21 protein-coding genes are annotated in these 25,284 nt (G+C 69.8%); 11 read left to right on the top strand and 10 right to left on the bottom strand.

What is annotated here, in order from left to right:
- Positions 1–47: 47 nt before the first annotated feature.
- The 4 genes from ACWPKK_RS26630 to ACWPKK_RS26615 all read right to left on the bottom strand — a co-directional run bounded on the left by ACWPKK_RS26630 (position 48) and on the right by ACWPKK_RS26615 (position 6,827).
- Positions 48–1,556, bottom strand: a complete 1,509-nt coding sequence (locus ACWPKK_RS26630) for an acetyl-CoA hydrolase/transferase family protein (RefSeq protein ID WP_452010447.1) — start codon at positions 1,554–1,556, stop codon at positions 48–50.
- Between the two features lie 272 nt (positions 1,557–1,828).
- Positions 1,829–3,889: a putative bifunctional diguanylate cyclase/phosphodiesterase gene (locus tag ACWPKK_RS26625; RefSeq protein ID WP_452010444.1), complete on the bottom strand. Its 2,061-nt coding sequence runs from the start codon at positions 3,887–3,889 to the stop codon at positions 1,829–1,831.
- A gap of 349 nt (positions 3,890–4,238) precedes the next feature.
- The gene (locus ACWPKK_RS26620) at positions 4,239–4,874 is read right to left on the bottom strand and encodes a LysE family transporter (RefSeq protein ID WP_310115428.1); all 636 of its coding nucleotides are present in this window, start codon (positions 4,872–4,874) and stop codon (positions 4,239–4,241) included.
- 114 nt (positions 4,875–4,988) lie between these two features.
- On the bottom strand, positions 4,989–6,827 hold the full coding sequence (locus ACWPKK_RS26615) for a hypothetical protein (protein ID WP_452010441.1): 1,839 nt from the start codon (positions 6,825–6,827) through the stop codon (positions 4,989–4,991).
- A 354-nt stretch (positions 6,828–7,181) separates the two neighbouring features.
- Here ACWPKK_RS26615 and ACWPKK_RS26610 point away from each other — a divergent pair, with 354 nt between their 5' ends.
- Complete coding sequence (locus ACWPKK_RS26610; protein WP_452010439.1) at positions 7,182–7,958, top strand: DUF1194 domain-containing protein; 777 nt, start codon at positions 7,182–7,184, stop codon at positions 7,956–7,958.
- 12 nt (positions 7,959–7,970) lie between these two features.
- On the opposite strand, the gene ACWPKK_RS26605 is transcribed toward ACWPKK_RS26610, so the two are convergent.
- Positions 7,971–8,159, bottom strand: a complete 189-nt coding sequence (locus ACWPKK_RS26605) for a hypothetical protein (RefSeq protein ID WP_085092305.1) — start codon at positions 8,157–8,159, stop codon at positions 7,971–7,973.
- 320 nt (positions 8,160–8,479) lie between these two features.
- On the opposite strand from ACWPKK_RS26605, the gene ACWPKK_RS26600 reads away from it, so the two are divergent.
- From ACWPKK_RS26600 to eat, 3 genes are all read left to right on the top strand, one after another.
- Positions 8,480–9,874 carry an ethanolamine ammonia-lyase subunit EutB gene (locus ACWPKK_RS26600; protein ID WP_452010436.1) on the top strand — a complete coding sequence of 465 codons (1,395 nt, stop codon included), beginning with the start codon at positions 8,480–8,482 and terminating at the stop codon, positions 9,872–9,874.
- Positions 9,871–10,647 (top strand): ethanolamine ammonia-lyase subunit EutC, encoded by a 777-nt coding sequence (gene eutC, locus ACWPKK_RS26595; RefSeq protein ID WP_452010433.1) that lies wholly within the window; start codon positions 9,871–9,873, stop codon positions 10,645–10,647. Before ACWPKK_RS26600 ends, eutC begins: the two co-directional genes overlap by 4 nt.
- A 64-nt stretch (positions 10,648–10,711) precedes the next feature.
- Positions 10,712–12,124, top strand: a complete 1,413-nt coding sequence (gene eat / locus ACWPKK_RS26590) for an ethanolamine permease (RefSeq protein ID WP_452010430.1) — start codon at positions 10,712–10,714, stop codon at positions 12,122–12,124.
- A 154-nt stretch (positions 12,125–12,278) separates the two neighbouring features.
- On the opposite strand, the gene ACWPKK_RS26585 is transcribed toward eat, so the two are convergent.
- The 3 genes from ACWPKK_RS26585 to ACWPKK_RS26575 form a co-directional block, all read right to left on the bottom strand.
- The gene (locus ACWPKK_RS26585) at positions 12,279–13,505 is read right to left on the bottom strand and encodes a polyhydroxyalkanoate depolymerase (RefSeq protein WP_452010428.1); all 1,227 of its coding nucleotides are present in this window, start codon (positions 13,503–13,505) and stop codon (positions 12,279–12,281) included.
- A 264-nt stretch (positions 13,506–13,769) separates the two neighbouring features.
- Positions 13,770–14,579 (bottom strand): endonuclease/exonuclease/phosphatase family protein, encoded by an 810-nt coding sequence (locus ACWPKK_RS26580; protein ID WP_452010425.1) that lies wholly within the window; start codon positions 14,577–14,579, stop codon positions 13,770–13,772.
- A complete protein-coding gene (locus ACWPKK_RS26575; protein ID WP_452010422.1) occupies positions 14,576–16,852 on the bottom strand; it encodes a VTT domain-containing protein in 2,277 nt (758 codons plus the stop codon). Before ACWPKK_RS26575 ends, ACWPKK_RS26580 begins: the two co-directional genes overlap by 4 nt.
- 252 nt (positions 16,853–17,104) lie before the next feature.
- Between ACWPKK_RS26575 and ACWPKK_RS26570 the strand changes: the two genes are divergently transcribed.
- The 3 genes from ACWPKK_RS26570 to ACWPKK_RS26560 are packed head-to-tail and all read left to right on the top strand — an operon-like array spanning position 17,105 to position 20,410.
- Complete coding sequence (locus ACWPKK_RS26570) at positions 17,105–17,869, top strand: ABC transporter permease subunit (RefSeq protein ID WP_452010419.1); 765 nt, start codon at positions 17,105–17,107, stop codon at positions 17,867–17,869.
- A gap of 16 nt (positions 17,870–17,885) precedes the next feature.
- Positions 17,886–18,692, top strand: a complete 807-nt coding sequence (locus ACWPKK_RS26565) for an ABC transporter permease subunit (RefSeq protein WP_452010416.1) — start codon at positions 17,886–17,888, stop codon at positions 18,690–18,692.
- On the top strand, positions 18,689–20,410 hold the full coding sequence (locus ACWPKK_RS26560; RefSeq protein WP_452010413.1) for an oligopeptide/dipeptide ABC transporter ATP-binding protein: 1,722 nt from the start codon (positions 18,689–18,691) through the stop codon (positions 20,408–20,410). The genes ACWPKK_RS26565 and ACWPKK_RS26560 overlap by 4 nt, the downstream gene beginning before the upstream one ends.
- Before the next feature lie 87 nt (positions 20,411–20,497).
- Here the strand turns inward: ACWPKK_RS26560 and ACWPKK_RS26555 are convergent, their stop codons facing one another.
- Together ACWPKK_RS26555 and ACWPKK_RS26550 are read right to left on the bottom strand one after the other, a co-directional pair.
- Positions 20,498–21,109: a cold-shock protein gene (locus ACWPKK_RS26555; RefSeq protein ID WP_452010411.1), complete on the bottom strand. Its 612-nt coding sequence runs from the start codon at positions 21,107–21,109 to the stop codon at positions 20,498–20,500.
- Between the two features lie 255 nt (positions 21,110–21,364).
- The gene (locus ACWPKK_RS26550; RefSeq protein WP_452010409.1) at positions 21,365–21,862 is read right to left on the bottom strand and encodes a YchJ family protein; all 498 of its coding nucleotides are present in this window, start codon (positions 21,860–21,862) and stop codon (positions 21,365–21,367) included.
- A gap of 170 nt (positions 21,863–22,032) precedes the next feature.
- Here ACWPKK_RS26550 and ACWPKK_RS26545 point away from each other — a divergent pair, with 170 nt between their 5' ends.
- From ACWPKK_RS26545 to lhpI, 4 genes are all read left to right on the top strand, one after another.
- Complete coding sequence (locus ACWPKK_RS26545) at positions 22,033–22,698, top strand: ribonuclease HII (RefSeq protein WP_452010407.1); 666 nt, start codon at positions 22,033–22,035, stop codon at positions 22,696–22,698.
- A gap of 89 nt (positions 22,699–22,787) precedes the next feature.
- Entirely contained in the window at positions 22,788–23,870 is a 1,083-nt protein-coding gene (locus tag ACWPKK_RS26540; RefSeq protein ID WP_452010405.1) for a DNA methyltransferase, read from the top strand.
- An 88-nt stretch (positions 23,871–23,958) separates the two neighbouring features.
- Positions 23,959–24,342 carry a dihydroneopterin aldolase gene (locus tag ACWPKK_RS26535; RefSeq protein ID WP_085092178.1) on the top strand — a complete coding sequence of 128 codons (384 nt, stop codon included), beginning with the start codon at positions 23,959–23,961 and terminating at the stop codon, positions 24,340–24,342.
- 36 nt (positions 24,343–24,378) lie between these two features.
- Entirely contained in the window at positions 24,379–25,281 is a 903-nt protein-coding gene (lhpI, locus tag ACWPKK_RS26530) for a bifunctional Delta(1)-pyrroline-2-carboxylate/Delta(1)-piperideine-2-carboxylate reductase (RefSeq protein WP_452010402.1), read from the top strand.
- Positions 25,282–25,284: the final 3 nt, after the last annotated feature.

Raw genomic sequence — 25,284 nt, 5'->3', positions numbered from 1 at the left:
CGGGGACGGGCCGCGGATTTCCGCGGCCCGCCCGTTTTTGAGGGGTCCTATTCGGCGGCCAGCGGCTTCGGCATCATGCTGCCGGTCTGCTGGAAGCGGGTATGCCAGGCGAAGGCTTCCTCCAGCAAATGCGGGGTGTGGCCGCCGCGTTGAAGCGCCCGGCGGTGATAGTCCGCAGCCAGCTCGCGGTAGCTGGGGTGGACGCAGTTGCGGATGATGCTCTCCGCCCGTTCGCGCGGCGCCAGCCCGCGCAGGTCGGCCAGCCCGATCTCCGTCACCAGCACATCAACGTCATGTTCGTTGTGGTCGACATGGCTGACCATCGGCACGACGCTGGAGATGGCGCCGCCCTTGGCCAGCGACTTGGTGACGAAGATGGCGAGGTGGCTGTTGCGGGCGAAGTCGCCGGAACCGCCGATGCCGTTCATCATCTGCGTGCCGTTGACGTGGGTGGAGTTGACATTTCCGTAAATGTCGCACTCCAGCGCCGTGTTGATGCCGATGACGCCCAGGCGGCGGATCACCTCCGGATGGTTGGAGATCTCCTGCGGGCGCAGCAGCAGCCGGCCCTTGTAGGAGCCGATCTTCGGCAGCACTTCGGCGTACTTCCCGGCGCTGAGCGTGATCGAGGAGCCGGACGCGAAGTTCAGCTTGCCGGCGTCGAACAGCTCGAAGGTGCTGTCCTGCAGCACCTCGCTGTACATGGTAAGGTCGTGGAACGGCCCGTCGATCAGCCCGTGCAGCACCGCGTTGGCGATGGTGCCGATGCCGGCCTGCAGCGGCGCCAGCGACCGGCCCATCCGGCCTTGGCGAACTTCGCGACCCAGGAACTCGATCAGGTGGCCGGCGATGGCGTTGGTCTCGTCGTCCGGCGGCAGGATGCTGGCGGAGCTGTCCTGCTTTCGCGTCACGACGATGGCCGCGATGCGCGACGGGTCGATCGGGATGTAGGGCAGGCCGGCGCGGCTTTCCGCCGTCACCACCGGGATCGGTTCGCGGAAGGGGCGGCGCGTCGGGATATAGACGTCGTGCATCCCTTCCAGATCCAGCGGCTGGGTCAGGTTCAGCTCGACGATGATCTTCTCGGCCAGGATGGCGAAGGTCGCCGAATTGCCGATGGAGGTGGTCGGCACGATCCCGCCGTTTTCGGTGATGGCGCAGGCTTCGATCACCGCGACGTCGACCGGCCCCATCTGGCGCGAGCGCAGCAGTTCCACCGTCTCCGACAGATGCTGATCGACGAACATCACTTCGCCGCGGTTGATCGCCTTGCGCAGCACCGGGTCGGCCTGGAAGGGCAGGCGGCGGGACAGAACGCCGGCCTCCGTCAGGATGCGGTCCACGTCGTTGCCCAGCGACGCGCCGGTCATCAGCGTGATCTTCAGCTTCTCGGACGCGGCGCGCTCGGCCAGCGCCAGCGGCACGGCCTTGGCGTCGCCGGCACGGGTGAAGCCGCTCATGCCCACGGTCATGCCGTCCTTGATCAGGAAGGCGGCCTCTTCCGCCGGCACGACCTTGCCCCACAGCGACTTCAGGCGAATGCGATCTCGGTACATCGGGCGTTCCTTTTATGAGTGCTTTTTGGCGAATGGAGAACGATCCGTTCCCATGCGGTCATATTTTCTATTTGAAAATACTCATAAGGAGACGCCGTCCGGCGCCGCAATTGTTCGTCCGGAATATCAGGCCATCCTGATGTGAATGGGTGGGCGAATATCGGCAAAATGGTGCGGAATGCGGACGGAAACTTGGGACCGAGGGGGAGCCGCTAAATGAAACTGAATTCCATTTAGGCGGATTCCGAGAGGTTACTTGGCGTCTGCTCCCGTCACGCCGTCAGCGGCAGCACCTCGTCACAGGCGAAGGTCGTCATCACCATCGCCTCTGCGGCATCGGCCGACAGCGGGCGCGAGATCAGAAAGCCCTGCAGGCAGTTGCAGCCGGCTTCGGCCAGCCAGTGCCGCTGTTCGGCGGTCTCCACCCCCTCCGCCACGGTCGACAGCAGCAGCTTCTGGGCCAGGGCGATGACGGTGGAGGCGATGTCGGGAGCGTGCGGCAAGTCGTTGACGAAGCTGCGGTCGATCTTCAGCACGTCCACCGGCAGTTCGCGCAGGTAGGCCAGGGAGGAATAGCCGGTGCCGAAATCGTCGATGGCGATGCGCACGCCCAACGCCCGCAAGCGGTTCAGCGTCGGCAGGTGATGGCGCACGTCCTTCATGATGACGGTTTCGGTGATCTCCAGCTCCAGCAGGTCGGGCGGGGTGCCGTGGCGCTGCAACACCTGCTCGACCAACCGGGCGAAGCCGGGATCGGCGAGCTGGCGGGCGGAGACGTTGACCGCCACCGGCACCGGGCCGTGGTCCAGCGCCCAGCGGGTGGAGGTCCGGCACGCCTCCTCCAGCACCCAATGGCCGATCTCGATGATCAGGCCGGTGTCCTCGGCGACGGGGATGAAATCGGCGGGGGAAATCGCCGCCCCCTCGTGCCGCCAGCGGATCAGCGCTTCGAAGCCGGTCAGCCGGCCGGCTGCCGCCTCGATCTTCGGCTGGTAGACCAGTTCGAAGGACTTGGCCGCGACCGCCTCGCGCAATCCCGCCTCCAGCCGCAGGCGGGTCTCGGCCCGGTCGGTCATGTCGCGGGTGTGGAAGACGAAGCGGTTGCCGCCCGCCGTCTTGGCGGCCTGCATCGCCGAATCGGCCATCCGCATCAGCCCGGCGCCGTCCGCGGCACCCCCGCCGGCCGCAGCGTCCACAGGGTGAAGGACGATGCCGATGCTGGCGGTGACATGGACGCGGTGGTCGCCCACCTCCCGCAAGGCGGACAGCCCGTCCAGCAGCCGTTGCGCCACCATCGCCGCCTCTTCGCCGTCGGCGACGCGCTCCAGCACCACCAGGAACTCGTCGCCGCCCAGCCGGCCGACGGTGTCGCAGCGCCGGACGCTGGCGCCGAGCCGTTCCGCCACCCGGCAGAGCAGCAGGTCGCCCACACCGTGGCCCAGGCTGTCGTTGACCCGCTTGAAGCGGTCGAGGTCGACATAGAGCACTGCCAGCCGGCCGGCGCCAGGAGCCCGCGAACGCTCCGCCAGATCGATGGCATGGTCCAGCCGGTCGAGCAGCAGTGCGCGGTTCGCCAGCCCGGTCAACGGGCAGCGGGTCGCCAGCCGGCGCAACTCGTCATGCTCCTGCTCCAGCAGGGTCAGGGTGTGGTTGAAGCGGGCGATGACGAAGCCGAGTTCGTCGTCGGCATGGCCGCGGGGCACGACCAACGGCTGCCCATAGGGCTTCTCCGGATCGATGCGCGCCACCGCGCGGCCGATCTGCAGAAGCGGGCGGGTCAAAAGCCGGTGGAACACCGCCGCCATCGCCAGCCCGATCAGGAGGTTGCGCAAGGTCCCCGCAACCAGCGCCGCCGAGACATAGGCGAGAAAGCCGGCCGCCGCCCGCCCGGTGTCGATCCCGACCGCCAGCCGGCCGACGATACGGCGGCTGCCCGCGGCGGGGACTGGGAGGTCATGGACCAGGACCGGCCGGTCGGTGAAGAGCAGCGCGGTCGCCGCCCGTTCCAGCAGCGTCGGCGGCGGGGCCGCCTGTTCGCGCAGGGCCAGCAGCGTGCCGTCCCCCAGCCGGATCTCCGCCCAGCCGGCATTCGCGCGCACCATGCCGTCCAGCACCTGCCCGGCCAGATCGCCGTCGATCAGCCAAGCGGCGGTGGCGGCCGGCCCCTCCACCAGAGCGGCCGCCTCCTCGATCCGGGCAAGCGCCATCGCCCGCTCGCGTGAGGCGGTCCAGGCGAACTCCACCGCGGTGATGGCGAATCCGATGACGAAAGCGGCGAGGACCGCATGAATCGCCTGCTTCAGCGTCAAGCTGCGCAGGACTGGGATCGCCATCGCACCATTCCTCGACCGCGGGTTTCGCACCGCCACACCACCCCTGGGTTAACCCTTCGGGGGATGTGGCAAACCGATGCATTAATAGGGCGGGCGATGACTCGAGCGCGGCGGTTCTATGAAATTTTTGTAACCGAGAGCCGGACCTTATTGCTGACAATGCATATTGCTGCATAGGGCCATTCCCGCAACGCATGGCTACCATTCAGCATTGGTAATACCAGTTCGTGTGCGGCGCAGCATATCTTGGCCTTGCCCATTCTCGGGGCGTTTCCTCCCTAAACTTCAGGGCCGCGCATTTGCGCGGCCCTTTTCTTTTGAAGAACGGGAGGGAGGCGGGGCCGGTGCGTCAGACCCGGCGGGCGAGCGCCAGCAGGCCGCCGGCGCCGATCATCAGGCCGCCGGTCAGCCGGTTCAGCGACTTCGCCGCCGACACCGTCGTCAGTCTCGCCGCCAGCCGGTCGCCGCCGGTGGCATAGGCCATGATCCAGCCGAACTCGATCACCACCATGGTGGCGACAAGGGCGATCAGCTGCGGCGCCAGAGGCGCGCCGGCATCGATGAATTGCGGGAACAGGGCGCCCATGAAGACCAGCGCCTTCGGGTTGCTGAAGGCGACCAGGGCGCCGCGCAGGAACAGCCGCACCGCCGACCCTTCGCCGGTGGCGGAGGCCGCGGCGTCGCGGCTTCCGGCCGGCTCCACCGGCGCCCGCCACGCGGCGATGCCGAGCCAGGTCAGATAGGCCACGCCGGCCCAGCGCACGATCTCGAAGGCGAGCACGGAGGTGGAGAGCAGGGCGCCCAGTCCGAAGGCCGACAGCGCCGCCATCACCGCCAGCGCCGCGCACATGCCGGCCCCGCCCCAGGCGGCGCGCCGCGCGCCGAAGCGCAGGCCAAGGCTCATCGCCAGCAGCATGTTCGGCCCCGGCGTCATCGAGATCACGAAGGCGGTGGCGAAGAAGAAGGCGAGCGTCTGCCACGTCATGGTCTGGGGCCTCGACAACGGGGGTGGGCAACAATCGGGTGCACCACAGCACCATGCGCGCGGTTCCGCCGCAAGCGGCGCGGGCGAAACTCAGCCATGCCCTGCCGGTGCGGGTTAAGGGAAGGCCGCCTGCACCCGCCAGGCGCGGAAGGCGAGGTTGGCCGAATCCTGGTCGGGACGCTTGTAGGCGGCGAACCGGCGGTCGCGGATGCGGGCGCGGGCGTCGGTCCACACCGCGTTCCAATCGATGGTGCCGTCCGCCAGCAGCCGTTCCTCGATGATGCCCAGCAACGTCTCGTTGACGGCCGACACGCCGATGTTCTGCGTCGCCAGGACCAGCGCGTCGGGCGCCCGCTCCAACGTGGCGCGGAGCCGCGTGTGGCCGCCGCAGGACCCCCAGAAGACCAGCGCCGTGGCCGGCGCGATCTCCGACATCGTGCCGTCCTCGTGATAGCTGTGGCCGCGGTGGACGACGATCGACGGGGTCAGCCCCTCGCGCGCCATCCAGTCCCAGGCGGCGGCCCGCCCGGCATCGCCGGCGCCGGGCACGTCGGCGACGATGACGATGCGGCGGCCATGGCGGTCGGGGCTGACGGCGACGACGAAGCCGGACCGGCTGTGCAGCGCCCAACCCTGCATCCGGTGCTGCCGCAGGAAGCCGCGGAAGGACGCGCGCCCGTCGGGATCGTCGTAGAAGGTCATCCGCTGCACGTTGAGGCCGTTGCGGAACAGGCGCTCCGCGGTCAGCACCGGCGGCGCACCCAGGGTATGGCGCTGGTGGAACCGCTCCGCCTCGAAGGCGGGAGTGGCCGGCCGGCCGGACAGGCGCGTCGCGTGCAGGCTGCCCGCCAGCCCTGCCATCGCCTTGACGGAGCTTTCGCCCGCGTCGCGGTACCAGGCCGCCAGCTCGTCCTCCAGCGCGGCGCGGACCGCGCGGTTGTCGAGGTCCATGGCGTCGGCCAGCACGCCGATGACCACCGCGGGATCCGGCATGCCGCTGGTCGCCGGTGTCTGCGGCGTCAGGATGGCCGGCAGCAGGGCCTGGATGCTCTCGCGCATCAGCTCCCGCGCGATGGCGGGGTTGGTGCCGAACAGGCTGCCGGCCCGTCCGCCGCCGACGACGGCGATGAAGAAATCCGCCCACAGCGGCCGGGTGCGCCCCCCGCGGGCAAGGTCGAGGATGCCGCGCCGCTCCTGCTTCAGCTGGATCTGGAGGATATTGACCAGCCCGTCGAGCGAGGAGGTGTAGAGCTGCGGCCCGATCCGGGCGATCAGTCCGAACAGATCCTCCGACGACAGGGCCAGCGTGATGCGGAAGCGGTCGGCCGGCGGGTCGTCCACCATGTCGTCCAGCAGCACGCCGATCTTCGGCGCCACCAGCGCCGGGTCGCGCGCCAGGGTTGCCGCCAGCGCCTTGGCCGCCTGGGTTTCCAGCAGGCGCAGGTGCTCCTTGGCCAGGCGTTTGCGCAGCTCGTGCCGCGTCTCGTAGAAGGGCAGGCCGCTGTCGAGCGAGCGCGTCAGCAGCCCGATGTCCAGCGCCCGCGCGATGATCTCCGCACCGCCGGGACGGGTGGACAGCTGGTCCGCGGCACCCACGGCGTCGAAGGGGGCGAGCATCACCGCCTCCCGCAGGGCGGCCAGCGCCGCCTCGCCGGGAAACAGGCTGGAACAGCGGAAGGCCTCCGCCGGGTTGCCGCGGGCCAGTTCCGCGAAGGCGGCATCCCCGCCGAACAGCGCGTCGAGCACCGGCTTGCCCGCAGGCTCGTGGTCGGCGCAAGCCGTGGGCGTTTCGATGGCGCGGACGGCGGGGGTTGCCGGCTTGGGCAGGTCGGGCGCCATCAGCTCGGCCGAATGGAGCGGTGGAGGCACGGTCTGCGCCTTCGCCGCGCCAGACCAGCCGCCAGACCAGCCGCCGGGCCAGACGGCAGGCAGGAGGGCCAGGAGGACGCACACGGTCAATCCCGGCCGCGGCAGGACGGCTGAGGGTGAGCGGCCTGAAAGCATGTCGATAACTGATGCGGACATGAACTGCCGGATGTGGGGCGCATGCGGGGCCTCCGCCGGTCGGCTTACCCCTTACGGCTTAAGCTATGCAGGCAATTGGGCCTTTGTCACCCGTTACCAGTGCCGCCGTCACGGATTGTTCCGGTCATTCCGGGTTGCGATGGCGGCGGAGTACTCCGCCTTGGCCTTTCGTTGCCGCCGGAATCGCCCGGCAGGGCATGGACAGAGACCGTTCGCATACCAATCCTCAATCCTTCGTCCGGACGCCAGGCGTCCGGACAGCCGTGGCGAAGGGGGGTGCGTATGCGTGCATACCGTCTTTTGGCCCAACTCCTTTCTGGTTTCCCGGCCTGCGTCCTGATCCTCACCCCCTTATGCCTGTCCTTATCCGCAGTCCCGGCCGCGGCCCAGACGCCGGTGGATCTGGAACTGGTCCTGGCGGTGGATGTGTCCGGCAGCGTCGATCCGGACGAGGCGAAGCTTCAGCGCAACGGCTATGTCCAGGCGCTGCTGAACCCGAAGGTGCAGGCGGCGATCCGTGGCGGACCCTTCGGCCGGATCAGCGCCACTTATGTGGAATGGGCGGGGGAGGGCCACCAGCACACCGTCGTCGGCTGGACCGAACTGAGCGATCCGCCCAGCATCGAGCGGTTCGCCGGCATGGTGGCGGAGGCTCCGATGATGACGGAGCAATGGACCTCCATCAGCTCCGCCATCGACTATTCCGTCCCGCTGTTCGAGAACAATGGGTTCGAGGGCACGCGGCGGGTCATCGACCTGTCGGGCGACGGCGAGAACAACCGCGGCCGCCCGGTGGAGGAGGCGCGCGATGCCGCGGTCGCCAGCGGCATCACCATCAACGGGCTGCCGATCCTGAACGACCGGCCCAACCCCTGGGGCGGCGCGGCGCCGAACGACCTGGAGGGCTATTACCGCGACCATGTCATCGGCGGCCCCGGCGCCTTCCTGGTCCCCGCCCGCGACTTCGACGCCTTCGCCGACGCGATTCTCAGCAAGCTGCTGCTGGAGGTGTCGGGGATCCAGCCGGCCGGGCGGGACCGGGACCTCGCGGCCCGCTGAGCGAAGCGGGTATCAATCCACCGCGCGATCGATGGCGCGGCCGGCCTTTTCGGCGGGACCTGGCGGATCGATGGCGTCCTTCACGCTCTGGCCGGCGTTGTCGATGGACTCGCCGGCCCGTTCGGCCGGGCCGTCCTTGTGGCAGGCGGCCACGGCGACCAGCGGCAGGACCAGGACGGCGGTGCGCAACAGCGTCAGCATGACGGTCTCCTTCTTTCGGTGCGCGCGCGGCGTCCGGTAACGGGCGGCGCGCTGCGGTGCGAGATGAACGGTATGGCCGGGCTACAGGTTCGGCCGCCTACCCGATTGCACCGCCGAAGGTCGCGCTTGGGCTGAAGCGTCGCCGTTTCCGCTACTCCCCATGGGCGCCTCCCCCTCTCCCCCCCGGGGAGAGGGGATCCTGGTCGGGGAGAAGGAATTCTCACGAAGGTCGAACACCGCATTTTGTGTTCTACGGTCAACTGCCCGCCGTCCGTCCCGTGCCACTCTTGCCCGAGGGATGAGACGGGCGGGAGGCCGGCATGGCTGGGTACCATTGCGATCTGGGGCGGCAACGCCACCGTTTCGACGACCTGAAGGCGCTGATGGCCTGCGCCTCGCCGCGGCGGTCGGGGGACGAACTGGCGGGCATCGCCGCCGACAGCGACGAAAGGCGGGTGGCGGCGCGCATGGTCCTGGCCGACCTGCCGCTGAAGACCTTCCTGACCGAGGCGCTTGTCCCCTACGAGACCGACGAGGTGACGCGCCTGATCATCGACCGCCATGATGCCGAGGCCTTCCGGCCGGTGGCGCACATGACGGTCGGGCAGTTCCGCGACTGGCTGCTGTCCTACGAGGCCGACACGGCGGCGCTGACGGCGCTCGCCCCCGGCCTGACGCCGGAGATGGCGGCGGCGGTGTCCAAGCTGATGCGCAACCATGATCTGGTCTGCGTCGCCGCCAAATGTTCGGTCGTCACCCGCTTCCGCACCACGGTCGGGCTGCCGGGGCGGCTGTCGAGCCGGCTGCAGCCCAACCACCCGACCGACGACCCGACCGGCATCGCCGCCTCGACGCTCGACGGGCTGCTCTACGGCATCGGCGACGCGGTGATCGGCATCAACCCGGCGACCGACAACGTCCCGGCCTGCATCGCGCTGCTGGAGATGCTGGACGCCGTGCGCACCCGCTTCGACATTCCGGTGCAGTCCTGCGTGCTGGCCCATGTCACCACGACGATCCAGGCGATCGAGCGCGGGGCGCCGGTCGATCTGGTGTTCCAATCCATCGCCGGCACCGAGAAGGCCAATGCCGGCTTCGGCGTCACGCTGTCACTGCTGGCCGAGGCGCAGGAGGCGGCCAGATCGCTGAAGCGCGGCACCATCGGCGACAACGTGATGTATTTCGAGACGGGGCAGGGGTCCGCCCTGTCGGCCGACGCCCATTTCGGCGTCGACCAGCAGACGGTGGAAACCCGCGCCTATGCCGTCGCCCGCGCCTTCGACCCGCTGCTGGTCAACACGGTGGTCGGCTTCATCGGCCCCGAATATCTCTATGACGCCAAGCAGATCACGCGGGCGGGCCTGGAAGACCATTTCTGCGCCAAGCTGCTCGGCGTGCCGATGGGCTGCGACGTCTGCTACACCAACCATGCAGAGGCCGACCAGGACGACATGGACGTCCTGATGACGATGCTGGCGACCGCGGGCGTCAATTTCCTGATCGCCGTGCCCGGCGCCGACGACGTCATGCTGAACTACCAGAGCCTGTCCTACCATGACGTGCTCGGCCTGCGGCATCTGCTGAAACGCCCGCCGGCCCCGGAGTTCGAGGCGTGGCTGGACAAGGCCGGCTGGCTCGACGAGCAGCGCCGCCTGCCGCCCTGGCCCGACCAGAGCCTCGTGGTCTCCGCCCTGCTGGGGAGTGCGGCGCGATGAGCGATACTCAGAAAGATCCCTGGGCGCGCTTCCGCAGCGCCACCCGCGCCCGCATCGCCTTGGGCCGCAGCGGCGACGCCCTGCCGACCAAGGCGCTGCTGGAGTTCCAGCTGGCCCATGCCCGTGCCCGCGACGCGGTGCACAGCGCGGTCGATTTCGATCGGCTGGCTGCCGACCTCGCGCCGCTGGAGACGATCCGCGTCCACAGCGCGGCATCAGACCGGCCGACCTACCTGCGCCGGCCCGATCTCGGCCGCCGGCTGGATCCGGCCAGCGCGGCGACCCTGCCGGGCGGTGAGTGGGACCTGCTGTTCGTGATCGCCGACGGGCTGTCGGCCGCCGCGGTGCAGGTCAATGCGGCGCCGCTGGTCCATGCCTGCACGGCACGGTTGGGGTATCTGCGCATCGGCCCGGTGGTGCTGGCCGGACAGGCGCGCGTGGCGCTGGGCGACGAGGTGGCATCGGCCATGGGCGCCCGGCTCGTCGCGCTGCTGGTGGGGGAGCGGCCCGGCCTGTCGGCCGCGGAATCGCTGGGGGTCTACCTGACCTGGGACCCCAGGCCCGGCCGCGCCGATTCCGAACGCAACTGCATTTCCAACATCCATTCCGACGGCCTGTCCATCCGGACGGCCGCCGACAAGCTGTGCTGGCTCGCAACCGAGGCGGCGCGGCTGAAGCTGACGGGGGTCGCCCTGAAGGAGGACGCCCCGTCCCTGGCCGGTCCGGACAACGAGAAAAACCAACTGACCGAGCCAGGAAACCGGGTGCCGTGAGAGAGCGCCGCCATCCAAACCAACGCCACTAAATCCAAAGCCTTGAACAGGGGCAGGAGGCAACATGTCTGGGAACACGAAGCCTGAATTGAGCAAGAGCCTGAGCGGGCTCCATCTGTGGGGGATCGCCGTGGGGCTGGTGATCTCCGGCGAGTATTTCGGCTGGAGCTACGGCTGGGCGGCGGCGGGGACGCTGGGCTTCCTCGTCACCACGATCCTGATCGCGGCGATGTACACCACCTTCATCTTCAGCTTTACCGAGCTGACGACCGCCATTCCCCATGCCGGCGGTCCTTTCGCCTACAGCTACCGCGCGTTCGGACCGAAGGGGGGCTTCGTCGCCGGGTTCGCCACGCTGATCGAGTTCGTCTTCGCGCCGCCGGCCATCGCGCTCGCCATCGGCGCCTATCTGAACGTGCAGTTTCCGGGGCTCGACCCGAAGCTGGCGGCAGTCAGCGCCTATGTCATCTTCATGGGTCTGAACATCGCCGGCGTGTCCATCGCCGCCACCTTCGAGCTGTTCGTCACGCTGCTGGCGATCTTCGAACTGGTGGTGTTCATGGGCGTGGTGTTCCCCGGCTTCTCCTGGGCGAACTTCACCGCCAACGGCTGGGCCGGGTCGAACAGCTTCAGCATGGACGCCTTCGGCGGCATCTTCGCCGCGATCCCCTTTGCCATCTGGTTCTTCCTGGCGATCGAGGGCGCGGCGATGGCGGCCGAGGAGACCAAGGACCCCAAGCGCACCGTGCCGCGCGCCTATATCGGCGGCATCCTGACGCTGGTGGCGCTCGCCTTCGGCACCATGATCTTCGCCGGCGGCGTCGGTGACTGGAAGGCGCTGTCCAACATCAACGACCCGCTGCCCCAGGCGATGAAGGCGGTGGTCGGCGAGTCCAGCGGCTGGCTTCACATGCTGGTGTGGATCGGCCTGTTCGGCCTGATCGCGTCCTTCCACGGCATCATCATGGGCTATTCGCGCCAGATCTTCGCGCTGTCCCGCGCCGGCTTCCTGCCGCCGGTGCTGTCCCGCCTGCACCCGACCCGCAAGACTCCGCACTGGGCGGTTCTGGCCGGGGGCGTGGTCGGCATCGCCGCCATCTATTCCGACGAGTTCATCCAGATCGGGGGCCTGCCGCTGACCGCCAACATCGTCACCATGTCGGTGTTCGGCGCCATCGTCATGTACATCATGAGCATGGCCGCGCTGTTCCGCCTGCGCACCGCCGAACCGGCATTGGAGCGCCCCTACCGCGCGCCCTTCTATCCGGTGTTCCCGGCGATCTCGCTGGTGCTGGCGGTGCTGGCCCTGGTGACGATGATCTACTACAACGCCCTGGTGTTCGGGCTGTTCGTGGCGCTGTTCGCGCTCGGCTACCTGTTCCACATCGCGACGGCCGGCATGCGGGTGAAGGCCGGCGCGACCGGCGGGCTGGGGCATATGGATGCCTTCACCGAGGCGCGGACGATGGTGGATTGAGGGGCGGGGGTGGGAACGTTAGACCCCCACCCCAACCCTCCCCCGCTGGGCGGGGGAGGGGGTTAAATGCTGGTCCGGGAGAGGGCGGCAGTCCCTCCCCCGCCCAGCGGGGGAGGTTAGGTGGGGGTCTGACTCCGCAAGGAACAGTTCGCCCTCACTCCCCGTCGTGGCTCCGGATGAAGCTGCGGATTTCCGGGAGGATGGCTTCGCGCCAGCGGCGGCCGTTGAAGATGCCGTAATGGCCGACGCCCTTCTGGAAATGCGTCTTGCGCATCCCGTCCGGCAGGGACGAGCACAGGCGCTGCGCCGCGATGGTCTGGCCGGGGGCGGAGATGTCGTCCAACTCGCCTTCCACCGTCATCACCGCGGTCTTGGCGATCGCCGCCGGCTCCACCTTGCGGCCGCGGGACACCATGGTGCCGTTGGGCAGGGCGTGCTTCTGGAACACCGTCTCGATGGTCTGCAGGTAGAATTCCGCCGACAGGTCCATCACCGACAGGTATTCGTCGTAGAAGCGGCGGTGCTGCTCGGCCGAATCGCCGTCGCCGCGGACGAGGTGGCGGAACAGCCCGACATGCTCGTTGATGTGGCGGTCGAGGTTCATCGACATGAAGCCCGACAGCTGGATGAAGCCCGGATAGACGCGGCGGAAGGCGCCCGGATAATAGACCGGGACCGTGGTGATCACGCTGCGCTCGAACCACTTCAGCGGGTGTTCCATCGCCAGCTTGACCGGCGTCGTCGGGTTGGCCATGGGGTCGATCGGCCCGCCCATCAGGGTCATGCTGCGGGCCTGAACCGGCTCGTCCGCCGCCGCCATCAGCGACACTGCCGCCATCACCGGAACCGCCGGCTGGCATACCGCGATGACGTGGGTGTTCGGCCCCAGGAAGCGGATCAGCTCCGCCACCGTGTCGATGTAGTCGTCCAGGTCGAAGCGCCCGGCCGACATCGGCACCAGCCGCACGTCGATCCAGTCCGTGACGTAGACGTCATGGTCGCGGATCAGCGCCTCCACCGTGCCGCGCAGCAGCGTGGCGTGGTGGCCCGACATCGGGGCGACCAGAAGCACCTTCGGCTGGCGCGGCGTGCCTTCCGGCTTGGCGAAGTTCAGCAGCTTGCAGAAAGGCGACTGCCAGACGAACCGTTCGGTGACCGGCACGGTCCGACCGTCGACCACCGTCTCCGCCAGCCCGAAGGCCGGCTTGCCGAAGCGGCGGGTCGTCCGTTCCATCAGCTCCGCCCCGGCGGCGACCGCCCGGCCGAGCTTGGTGTAGGACAGCGGAACCAGCGGGTTCTGGAAGGTGTGCTGGGCGGCTTCGGCCCAGAAACGCATCGGCCGCATGGCCGCGTGTTGCATGTCGTACAGGTGATACAGCAAGTCAGATCCTCACATCACGGCTACCCCCGGTCGGCCAGGGTACGTTGGTCCGGTTCGTTATTCCTTCGACCACTTATTGATCGTATTACCAACCATATCCTTCGTCAGGGGTCGCGTATAGGTCAAGAGCCTCTTCGCATTTGCAAAGCTCTGTTGTTAAAAGAACATTGCGGTGCACAAAAAATTATCAACCGCAACAATCCCGCTATGACCCCGGCGCGTGACTCCGTTGGTCATACTGACGTTCAGGGAAATGGCTGACGATCAGGGGACGGCCAGCACGGCGCGGACCGGCAGATGGTCCGATGCCCGACGGGTCAGGACGCTGCGCACTACCTCGAAAGCGGGGATTTGCAAGCCTCCCGTCACATAGATGCGATCGAGCCGCAGGGTCGGCATGCGGGCATGGAAGCTGCGCGGGTTGGCGACGTCGGCGAAGGAGGCGGCCAGATGGCGCAGCCGCGGCGAGCTGGGCGTCCATTCGTTCAGGTCGCCCATGAACAGGGTGGGCAGCTCCGGTTGGTCCAACACCCGCGACACTATGTCGCCGACCTGTTTGGCCCGTTCCCAGGGATCGAGGCCGAGATGGGCGACGATCACCCGCACCGGGCGGCCCTCCACCTCCACCACCGCGTCGATGGCGCCGCGCGGCTCGCGCTTGCCGACGGAGAGGTCCATCGTCTCCATCGAGCGCACCGGCAGGCGGGTCAGCAGGCAGTTTCCGTAATGGGCACGTTCGCTGTGCTTGGTCGGGCCGGCATAGGCCTTCATGCCCGTGTGCTGTTCCAGGAAGGCGAACTGGTCCATCCCCGATTCGCCGCGATGGTGCCAGCCGACTTCCTGCAGCCCGATCAGGTCAACCTCCAAGTCGCGGATCACCTGGGCGATGCGGTCGGGCGCGAATCGGGCGTCCAGCCCGACGCAGCTGTGAATGTTCCAGGTGGCGACGCTGAACGCGGCCATGCCGTCCGGAACGGGGGAACTGCGGCGGTCGGCGCGGCGGGGACGGCGGGCACGGGCTGCGCGCAACGCGGCGGCGATGCGCTGGACACGCTCACGGCTGAAACGGATCACGGTTCCAAAATCCTTTCCTCCGGCCTGTCGTCTTGCCGGCCATTTTCCTGTGTCTTCCGCCCGACCTTCCGTCCTGACCGGCCGAGCAGCCGGCTCGTCAGCCAGCCGAGCCCGATCGCCACCGCACCCATCGCCACCAGCAGCGCGATGTCGGCGGCGCCGGGATTGCCGATGGTCCGTTCAAGCTGGTGCCCGAGCAGATTGAAGGCAAGGATGCCGGGCGCAAGACCGACCATGGTGCCGATCACATAATCGCCGAAGCGCAGCTTGGACGCACCGGCGGCGAGGTTCACCACGGTGTAGGGCGCCACCGGCACGGCGCGCACGCTGGCCACCGCGGCGATGCCGCTGTCCGCCAGCTTCTCGTTGAGCCGCGCGATCAACGGACCGCCATGGCGGTCCAGCAGGTCGCGCCCCGCCATTCGGCCGGTCCAGAACATCGCCACCGCCGAGGCGACCGCCCCGCCCATGGCGGTGGGGAAGCCCCACCACGGACCCATCACGATGGCGGTGGCGGCGATCAGCACGGTCAGCGGGAACATGACGTAGCCGCCGGCGACATAGGCCAGGATCACCCACAGCGGCGCCAGCGGGCTGTCGCGCAAGGTCTGGAAGACCGACAGCACGGCGTCCAGCGTCGCCCATTCGCTGAGCGCGGTGTAGCGCCACATCCCCCACAGCCCCAGCAGCGCCAGGATGCCGGCCAGCATCAGCCAGTGGCGGGTGCGCGGGATCCGCGACGGCAGCACCCGGCGCACGATGTCCACCGCGTCGACCGGATGTTCGGGATCGAAGACGCGGGCGTCGGCGACCGCGGCGGCCAGCCCATCCGGCTCGGGGTCGTGCAGCGGCTCCAGCGTGCGCCCCACCGGCTTGCGCAGCGACTCGATGGCCGCGGCGAGCGAGCCCAGCCGCCGGTGCGCCGCCGCCACCGCGGCCGGGCTGGTGCCCAGATGCTCGGCGATCAGGTCGTCGCGCGTGTGGCGGATCGCCCGGCGGGTCTCGGCGTCCTCCGGCCCCGGCCCGGCTTCCAGCGCCAGGTCGCATTCGGTGTCGAGGCCCATGGAGCGGTTGTTGAGGTTGGCGGAGCCGATGCGCAGCAGCCGGTCGTCCACCACCATCACCTTGGCATGCACGGTGATGCAGGCGCCGCCGTCGGTCAGCGCGGCGAACAGGCGGAAGCGGCCGTGCCGGTCGGCCTCGCGCAGTTCGCGGGTCAGCCGGGCGCGGGCGCCCAGCATCACGGTGTTCTCCAGCCAGCTGGTGGTGCGCACCGGGTTGACGACGATCACCTCCGGCCCGTCCTCCTCCGCCAGCCGGGCCTTCAGCGCCTCGGCCACCGCGGTGGAGGCGAAATACTGGCTTTCCAGATAGATGACCTCGCGCGCCTGGGCGATTGCCTCCAGATAGAGCGCTTCCACCTCGCGCACCGCCTCGCGGCCGTTGCAGGCCGGATCGGTGCGGGCGATGCCCACGCGCACGCCGCGCAGCATCGGCTCGAAGCCTGGCGGCCAGGGGTCGGCGGCCAGCGGATGGCGGCGCGGCGGCCGGCCGGGCGACGGGGCGGGGGGCAGCAGCGTTTCGCCGGTCGCCCGCGCCCAGCGCTCGCGGAACATCTCGCCCAGCGCGCGGGCGGCGGCGCCGTCCACCGCCATCATCACGTCGTGGAACGGCTCGTAGGGCTTGCCGTCGGGCTGGCGCCGCCGTGGGTCGTGGCCATGATGGGCGCGGGTGTCCCAGCGGTTGGCGGTGATGTCCAGCCCGCCGCAGAAGGCGACCTGATCGTCGATCACCAGCATCTTCTGGTGATGGCAGGCGCCGGTCGGGTGGTCGCCGTCCAGCCGGTACTGCAGGCGGCGGTGGGTCAGCCAGTTGCGCAGCATGAAGGGGTGCGACCAGCGGGCGAGGTCGAACAGCTCGGCGTAGTCCCACTTCAGCACATGGATGTGCAGGTCGGGCCGGGTGGTCGCCAGCCAGTTCAGCAGAGTGCCCAGCCGGTCGGGGCGGCGCGGGCGGCGCGTCTGCGGCATCAGGCGGATGCGGGCGTCGAAATCCCAGGCGGTCATGTAGATGGTGCGCCGGGCCCGCCGCATGGCGGCCTTGGCCAGCGCGAAATAATCCTCGCCGTCGACGATGACGCCCAGCCGCGCCGTCTCCTCCACCCGCCAGCAGGTCCGTCCCGGTTCCAGGATCGGCCGCAGCGCGCCGGCGGGGACGGCGGCCTCGGGCGGCGGTCCGGCGGAGGGAAGCGGCTGGGGCGAATGGGCGTACATGGGGTCCGGTCGTCTGTGTGTCCTGGGTCATAACATCTGGGAAGGCCTTTCCTTCCCCGCCCTCAGCCATTTGGTGAAAGCTGCCGGGAATTGCAGCCACCCCGGCCATGCTGCCGGTCGAAAATTCGGGCAGGACGGCTTTTCCGCTGCGGATCCGGGGCCGGCGCTAATTCTGTTGCCCCATGGGGGTGGGGGCGCTTACGGTCGCATGTCGCACCCGATATGCCGTTTTCCCCCGATACCGTTCTTCCGATGCCGCGCCCCCTGATCCGCCGCCTGATCGATGCCGTGCCGACCGCCATCCTGCCGATGGCGGCGGGGATCGGGCTGTCGGCGCTGGTGGCGCCGCAGCCGGACGCCGCGACGGCGCTGCTGAGCGGGCTGGCGGTGACGCTGCTGCTGACCCTGCCGTCGCTGGCGGTGGGCACCGCGCTGGGCGCCCTGGCCGGCTCCTGGGCGGCGGTGGCGCCGCGCTCGGCGGGCGGGCTGATCGGCCGGTTCCTCGCCGGGGCGGGTCCGCTGCTGCCGGGTTTCCTGCTGGCCGCCGTCGCGGCGCTCGCCGTGCGGGCAGGGGCGTCGGCGGCACCGCTGGGCTGGACCGCGCTCGCCATTCCCGCCGCCTGCCAGGCGGCGAGGCTGTCGCGCCCGGCGATGGAGCGCGCGCTCGGCGCCGGGCCGGAGGGCGGCGCGGTGCGCATGGCGCGCGGCCTGGGGCTGGACGAACGCACCGTGCTGCGCCACCACGCCCTGCCGCAGGCGGTCGCCCCGGTGATGGGCGGCCTGCGCGCCGCGGTGCTGGCCGCGATGGTGGGGGCGGTGGCGCTGGAAAGCCTGTTGGACCTGCCGGGGGCGGGGGCGCTGATGATCGACGCCGCCCGCGGCGGATCGGCGGCGGGATCGCTGCCGGTGCTGGTGGCGCTCTGCGGGCTGACCGCGCTGCTGGGTGCTCTCGGCCTCGCCGTGCGCGACTGGATCGATCCGGCCAACCACAGCTCCACGCCCTATGACGGGGCGTGACGGACGAAGGGATTCGATGGCCGAGTTCGACCAATCACCGCAGTCCCACCCGGTGTCGCCCCACCCGGTGCCGCCGCGCGCCGGCTTCGCCCGTGGCCTGTCGGGGGCCGCGGTGCTGGTCGCCCTGGCGCTCGCCTCGGCCGCCGCCCCGCTGATGGCCGACGGGGCCGCCATCCAGCGGCTGGACGCCGATCCGGTGGCCGCCGCCCTGCTCGACGGGCGGGGCAGCCTGTCCTTCGCGCTTTTGGCTGCGGTGCTGGGCGGCGCGCTGGGCGTCGGCTGGGCGCTGCTGGCCGGGCTGCTCGGCAAGCTGTCGGGTACCAGGGCGGAGCGGCGGACCATCGCCGCCGCCCACCGGCTGGCCGGTCTGCCGCTCGCCCTGCTGGTGCCGCTGGCCGGCGGGCTGGTGGGGGAGGTCGGGCCGCTGGCCGTCGTCACCGCACTGACCGCCGCCCCCGCCGTCGCCGCGCTCGCCCATGCCGAGCTGTCGGCGCTGCTGCGGGCGGAGTTCCTGACCGCCGCCCGCGCCGCCGGCCTGTCGGAGGGCGAGGTGCTGCGCCGCCACCTGATCCCAAACGCGGCACGCCCGCTGCTGGCCGCCGGGACTCTGGCCCTGCCGCGCGTGCTGGCGGCGGAAAGTGCGGCCAGCCTGCTCGGCCTCGGCCTGCCGCCGGCGCTCGGCAGCTGGGGCGCCTCGGTCGGGCTGGCGGCTCGGCTGGGCGACCCGGTGGCCTTCGTCCCGCCGGCCCTGCTGCTGGCGCTCGCCCTCTGGGCCGCCTGCGCCATCGCCGATGCCGCGGTGGCGGGAAACCGTAGGCCATGAACCACATCGCCCCGAAACCCACGCCCAAGCCCGCCCCGGTGGAGACCGAGGCGCTGACCCTGATGGTCGGCGACCGCGTCCTGCTCGACCGTGCCACCTTGCGGGTGGAGCGCGGGGAGGTGCTGGCAATCACCGGCGGTGCCGGCAGCGGCAAGACCGCCCTGCTCGGCGCGCTCGCCGGCCAGCCACTCGCCGGGGTGGACATGGCCGGCAGCGCCCATGTCGAGGGGCGCCTGCTGATCGCCCAGGGTGGGCGTCTGGCGCCGCGCCGGCCGCTGGCCCTGCAGGTGGCGGAGGTGGTCGGCCATCATCTGGGGCTGGACCTGCGTGGCGCGCTGCGCCGGATGGCCGACGGGCTGGACCGCATGGGCGTGCCGCCCGCCGCCCGCCGGTTCGACCTGCCCCCCGAACAGCTGCCGGACTCCCTGCGCTGGGCCTGCCTGTTCGCCATGGCGGCGGCGGTGGGGCCGGCGGTGCTGCTGGCCGATGCGCCGGCCGCCGGGCTGGACCCGACCGTGCGGCTGCGGCTTCTCCATCGGCTGGCCGACTGGGCGCGGGCGGACGGGGTGGCGCTGATCCTGGCCGGACGGCCGGAGGACGGCGTGGCCGGCCCCGCCGACCGCGTGCTGTCCCTGCGCCGCGGCCGTCTGCTGCCATATGAGCCGCCGCGCATCGCTCCGGTGGCGCCGATGGACGCGCCGGGGACCGCCCGCCTGCATGCCCGCGGCGTCGGCATGGCCTATCCGCTCGCCCCCAGTCCGAAGGGGGAACCACGGGCACTGACCGTGCTGCACGGGATCGACCTGGATCTCGGCCTGGGGGAGACGCTGGCCCTGCTGGGCGAGACCGGCAGCGCCAAGGCGACGCTGGCCCGCTCGCTGCTGTGCCTGCCGCCGCCGACGGCGGGGGCGGTGGTTTGGATGGGCCGCGATCTTGCCGCCGCTGCCGCGCCGCCGGCCGACGCGGCGGGGGAGGATGCGGATCCCGGCGGCCTGCGCCGTGCCCGGCGCGACCTGCAGCCGCTGTTCCCCGACCCGGCCGCCTCCTTCGATCCCGCCATGACCATCGGCGACCAGTTCGCCCTGGCGCTGGGAAGCCTGCGCCCGGACATCGCTGCCAACCGCCGCGAGCTGCGCATCGACGAGGCGTTGGAGGAGGCCGGGCTACGCCACGACACGGCTCTCCGCTGGCCCGGCGGGCTTGGCAAGGCGGAGGCTGCCCATGCCGGGCTCGCCCGCGCCCTGTTGCCGGAACCGCGGGTGCTGATCGCCGACGATCCCGCCGCCAGCCTGTCGGCGGAGGAGCGCGAAGCCTTCCTCGATCGCCTTACGGCGGTGCGTGACCGGCGCAGTCTGGCACTGGTGCTGGCGACCGACCGCTACCTGGAGGGGCTGCGCGATGCCCATCGCGGCATCGTGATGCTGTCGGGACGTGTGGTGGAGAGTGCCGATTCCGAGACGTTGCGGACGGCGCCGCTGCATCCCTATAGCCGGGCGATGCTGGCTGCGGCCCGTGGCGAACGCCCGGCCTTGGATGGCGACGCGCCTTCTGCCTTCAGCCCGCCCGGCGGTTGTGCCCTGCGCCGACGCTGCCCGCTGGCCCGCGATTTCTGTGCCCAGGCCGTCCCGCCGCTGGAGGAGGTGGCGCCCGGCCACCATGTGGCCTGCCATTACTGGGACACGGCACTCGACGGCGGCGCCCCTTGCCTGGATTCGTAACGCGCTTCATCAACGCGTTTCGGGTATGAAAAAGCCCCCGCTCCATTGGAGCGGGGGCTTTTTCACATCACAACGACCGATGAGAGATCAGGCCATCTCGATGCGCTGAGCCTCGGGACCCTTGGCGCCCTGGCGGATGGTGACGCGGACCTGCGCACCGTCGTCCAGGCCGCTGATGCCCGACCGCTCCAGCGCACGGATGTGCACGAAGATGTCCTTGCCGCCGGTCGACGGGGCGATGAAGCCGAAGCCCTTCGACACGTTGAACCACTTCACCGTGCCGTCGACGGTCTCGCCGCTGTCCGAGTCGCCGTAGCTGTCGGCGCCGTAGCCGCCGCGGGTGCCGCCGCCGTAGCTGTTGCCGCCGCCGTAGCCGCCGTCGTTGCCCCAGCTGTCACGCTCGCGCGGGGCGCGCGGGCGGCTCGGAGCGGCGGTCGAGGTGTCGACCGCGTGGATGGTGGCGACCTGCGGGCCCTTCGGGCCGCGCGACAGGTCGCAGGTGATGGTCGCGCCTTCGGGCAGGCTGTCGTGTCCGCAGAACTGCAGAACCGTGGAATGCAGGAAGGCATCGGGCGAACCGTCGTCGGGGGTGACGAAGCCGAAGCCCTTGGTGGCGTTGAACCACTTGACGGTGGCGCGGATGTCGCGCTGGGTGATTTCAGGAGCGCGGAAGGAAGAGCGCTGCGGACGGTCGAACATCAGTATCGTCTCATCTGTCGTGTTAAACCCCATCCCGGCAAAGCACCAAAGAGGGAGACCCGGAACAGGGCCATCGAAGGATGATCGGTTCCGACCCATAATTCAATCGTCATTGCGTGATTCGACCCTGCGCGCACAACAAAAACACCGCCGCCGCCCAATGGATGGGCGGGGCGGGCCGATTTCGCCGAAATTGTGCAGGTGCAGCGTGACGACTCAACCGCGACTCAGGGTGCGGCCGTCAGGCGTGCAGGCTCAGGCGCCGTGGCACTTCTTGTACTTCTTGCCGCTGCCGCACGGGCAGGGGTCGTTGCGGCCGACCTTCGGGCCGCTGCGCGGGCGGGCGCCCAGCTGGCCGTCCACATAGAACCAGCGGCCGTCCTGGTGGGTGAAGCGGCTGGTCTCGTGGTGGGTCATCGGCTTGCCGTTCATGCTGAAACGGGCGACGAACTCCACCAAGCCTTCGCTGTCGCCGGGCTGGCCGGCTTCGGTGGAGCGGATCTCCACGCCGGTCCAGACGCTGTTCTTGGCCCAGGTCTCGATCTCTTCACGGTTGAAGTCGTCGCGGGTGCTGGGCAGCAGCGTGTCGTGCAGGTAATCGATGTTGCCGGTGGCGAAGGCGGAATAGCGCGAGCGCATCAGCGCTTCGGCCGTCGGGGCGGGCATGCCGGCCAGATAGGGACCGCAGCAGGCGTCCAGCGGCTTGCCGGAACGGCAGGGGCATTCGGCGGCGGTCTGGGTCGTGTCGGTCATGGCCTGCTCTCGGGTGATGGCGTGGTCCGGCGTTGCGGGGCGCATCCATAGCGCAGCCGTGCGCCGCTTCTCAAGAGCTTGGTTGACGCAAATGGCCGCGGCCTTGCGCCCGGAATCCGCTGCCGCTATCAAGCGGCCCCATCCCACCCCTTCCGGAAGGCCGTCCCCCGATGCCTGCCAAAGCGCCCCGCAAAGCAGCCGTTCCCCGGCAGCGCCCCGATCTGTCGCTGGAGGCCGGCTTCGGTCCCGGGCGCCGCGTCTGCGGCATCGACGAGGTCGGCCGCGGCCCGCTCTGCGGCCCGGTGGTCGCCGCCGCCGTGGTCTTGGCCCCCGAAGGGCTGCCGCCGGAGATTGCCGCCCAGATCGACGACAGCAAGGCCGTCACCCGCCGTCTGCGCGAGGAGATCGAGCCGGCGATCCGGGCGCATGCGCTGGCATTCGCCATCGCCGAGGCGTCGGCGGCGGAGATCGACGAACTGAACATCCACAAGGCGACGCTGCTGGCGATGAAGCGGGCCTATCTGGCGCTGCCCGGCCCGGCCCCCGACGCGGCGCTGGTCGATGGAAAATTCACCCCCGACATCGCGTGCGAGAGGGTGGCGGTCGTCAAGGGCGACAGCCGCAGCCAGTCCATCGCCGCCGCCTCTATTCTCGCCAAAGTGGCGCGCGACAGCGAGATGTTGCGGTTGTCGGCCCAGTATCCACACTATGGATGGGATCGAAATGCCGGCTATCCGACGCCCGAGCATCTGGACGCGCTGACCCGCCATGGTGTCACGCCGCATCACCGAGTCAGTTTTGCACCAGTGAAACGCCAAAAGGCACTAAGCGGCTGAGCGTTCGTCACTTGGCAAAGAAAGCTGTTGACGGCGACTCGGCCGCGACTCATTGTCCGGCCGAGTTTCAGTTCTTTGCCGGTCGTAAAATGCTCCCTGAAAACCGTATCCTGGTCGGCGATTGCATCGCTCTCATGAACGATCTGCCGCCCGCGTCGGTCGATCTCGTCTTCGCCGATCCGCCCTACAACTTGCAGTTGGGTGGCGAGTTGCTGCGGCCGAACCACACCCGCGTCGCCGGGGTGGATGACGAGTGGGACAAATTCGACGATTTCGAGACCTACGACCGCTTCACCCGCGACTGGATGACGGCCGCCCGCCGCATCCTGAAGCCGGAAGGCTCGCTGTGGGTGATCGGCAGCTATCACAACATCTTCCGCGTCGGCGCCACGCTGCAGAATCTGGGATTCTGGATTCTGAACGACATCGTCTGGCGCAAGACCAACCCGATGCCGAACTTCCGCGGCACCCGCTTCGCCAACGCCCACGAGACGATGATCTGGGCGGCGCGCGACAAGGATGCGCGCTATCGCTTCAATTACGACGCGATGAAGAGCCTCAACGAGGATCTTCAGATGCGCAGCGACTGGCTGCTGCCGATCTGCAGCGGCGGCGAGCGCTTGCGCGACGAGGACGGCAAGAAGACCCATCCGACGCAGAAGCCGGAATCGCTGCTGTACCGGGTGATCCTATCCTCCTCCCGCCCCGGCGACGTGGTGCTGGATCCCTTCTTCGGCACCGGCACCACCGGCGCGGTCGCCAAGCGGCTCGGCCGCAAGTGGATCGGGCTGGAACGCGACGACACCTACGTCAAGGCGGCGCAGGCCCGCATCGACGCGGTGGAGGAGGCGCCGGAGGCGGCCATCCTCGACACGCCGCCCAAGCGCAGCGCGCCGCGCATTCCCTTCGGCTGGGTGGTGGAACGCGGGCTTCTGCGCCCCGGCTCGACCCTGTTCGACCAGCGCCGCCGCGTCGCCGCCCGCGTGCGCGCCGACGGCACGCTGATCGGCTCCGGCCCGCGCGGCGACCATCGCGGTTCGATCCATCAGGTGGGTGCCGCCATGGCCGGCCTGCCGGCCTGCAACGGCTGGACCTTCTGGCATTATGAGGAGGGCGAGGATCTGCGCCCGATCGACGTGCTGCGCGAGCGCATCCGCTCGGAAATGCACTGAGTCCATCCCAGACCTGTCCGTCCGGTATGGTTATGGGCCGGGACGGCTGCTTGGCAGCGGCGCCGCCGCCGTGTTAGGGCTTTCGTCCATGAACAAGCTCTTTGCCACCGTCACCGCCCCGGTGCCGCGCTCGGCCCCGGCAGCGCTGTCCACCCGTTGTTTCGTGCGCGATCTGGTGATGGACGCGCTGATCGGCGTCTATGCCCATGAGCGGCTGAAGCCGCAACGCATCCGCCTGAACCTGGACCTCGAGGTGATCGCCCCCGGCGTCACCGGCGAGGACATGGCGACCATCGTCAAGGGCGTGGTCACCCAAGGCCACGTCACGCTGGTGGAAACGCTGGCGGAGCGCATCGCCGAACGCTGCCTTGCCGACGCACGGGTGACGATGGCCAAGGTGCGGGTGGAAAAGCTGGATGTTTTCCCCGACGCCGCCAGCGTCGGCGTGGAGATCGAGCGCGCCCGCGCCTGACCGTTTCCCAACTCATGAGAGAGGAAGCCGCTCACCGTGTCCTTGCTCGCCGTTCTCACCGCCGAACAGACCGCCGCCCGTCTTCCTTTCCCCGCCTTGTGCGACGCGGTGGCCGCAGCCGCCCGCGACTATGCCGCCGGCCGCATCACCAGCCCGGAACGGCAGGTGCTGCCGCTGCCGGATGGAGGCGTGCTGCTGTCCATGCCGGCCACGGCGGCGGACATCGCCATCCACAAGCTGGTGAACGTCAACCCCGGCAATGGCGCCAAGGGACTGCCGACCATCCATGGCGTGGTCAGCGCCTTCGACGCCGCGACCGGTGCCCCCCAGGTTATTCTGGACGGCCCGACCGTCACCGCGCGCCGCACCGCCGCCGTGTCGATGCTGGCGATCCGCACGCTGGCTCCGGCCCCGCGCCATGTGGCGCTGCTCGGCGCCGGCACCCAGTCGGCCGGCCATGTCGCGGCGCTCGCGGCGCTCTATCCCGGCATCCGCATCGACGTCCACAGCCGCAGCCTGGACAGCGCCGCCGCCTTCTGCGCCAGGCAGGGCGGGCAGGGTGTGGACCTGCGGCCGATGAGCGGCGCGGTCGATCCCGCGGCGGAGGTGGTGATCGCGCTGACCACCAGCCTGTCCCCCATCTATGACGAGACGCCGCGCCCGGACCGACTGCTGGTCGGCGTCGGTGCCTTCAAGCCGGAAATGGCGGAGTTCGGCCCAACCGCCGTCCATGGCAGCGAGTTGTTCGTCGACGATCCCGCCGGCGCCCGCCACGAGGCTGGCGACTTCATCCAGGCCGGCGTGGACTGGGCGACGGTGAAGTCGCTGGTCGATGCGCTGGACGGCCGCGCGACGGACGGGCGCCCGCGCCTGTTCAAGAGCGTCGGCTGTGCGGCGTGGGACTTGGCCGCTGCGCGTTGCGCGCTGGGGCAGGGGTAAAGC

The organism is Azospirillum largimobile (assembly GCF_977007025.2).
This window is presented reverse-complemented; position numbering and strand designations above follow the sequence as displayed.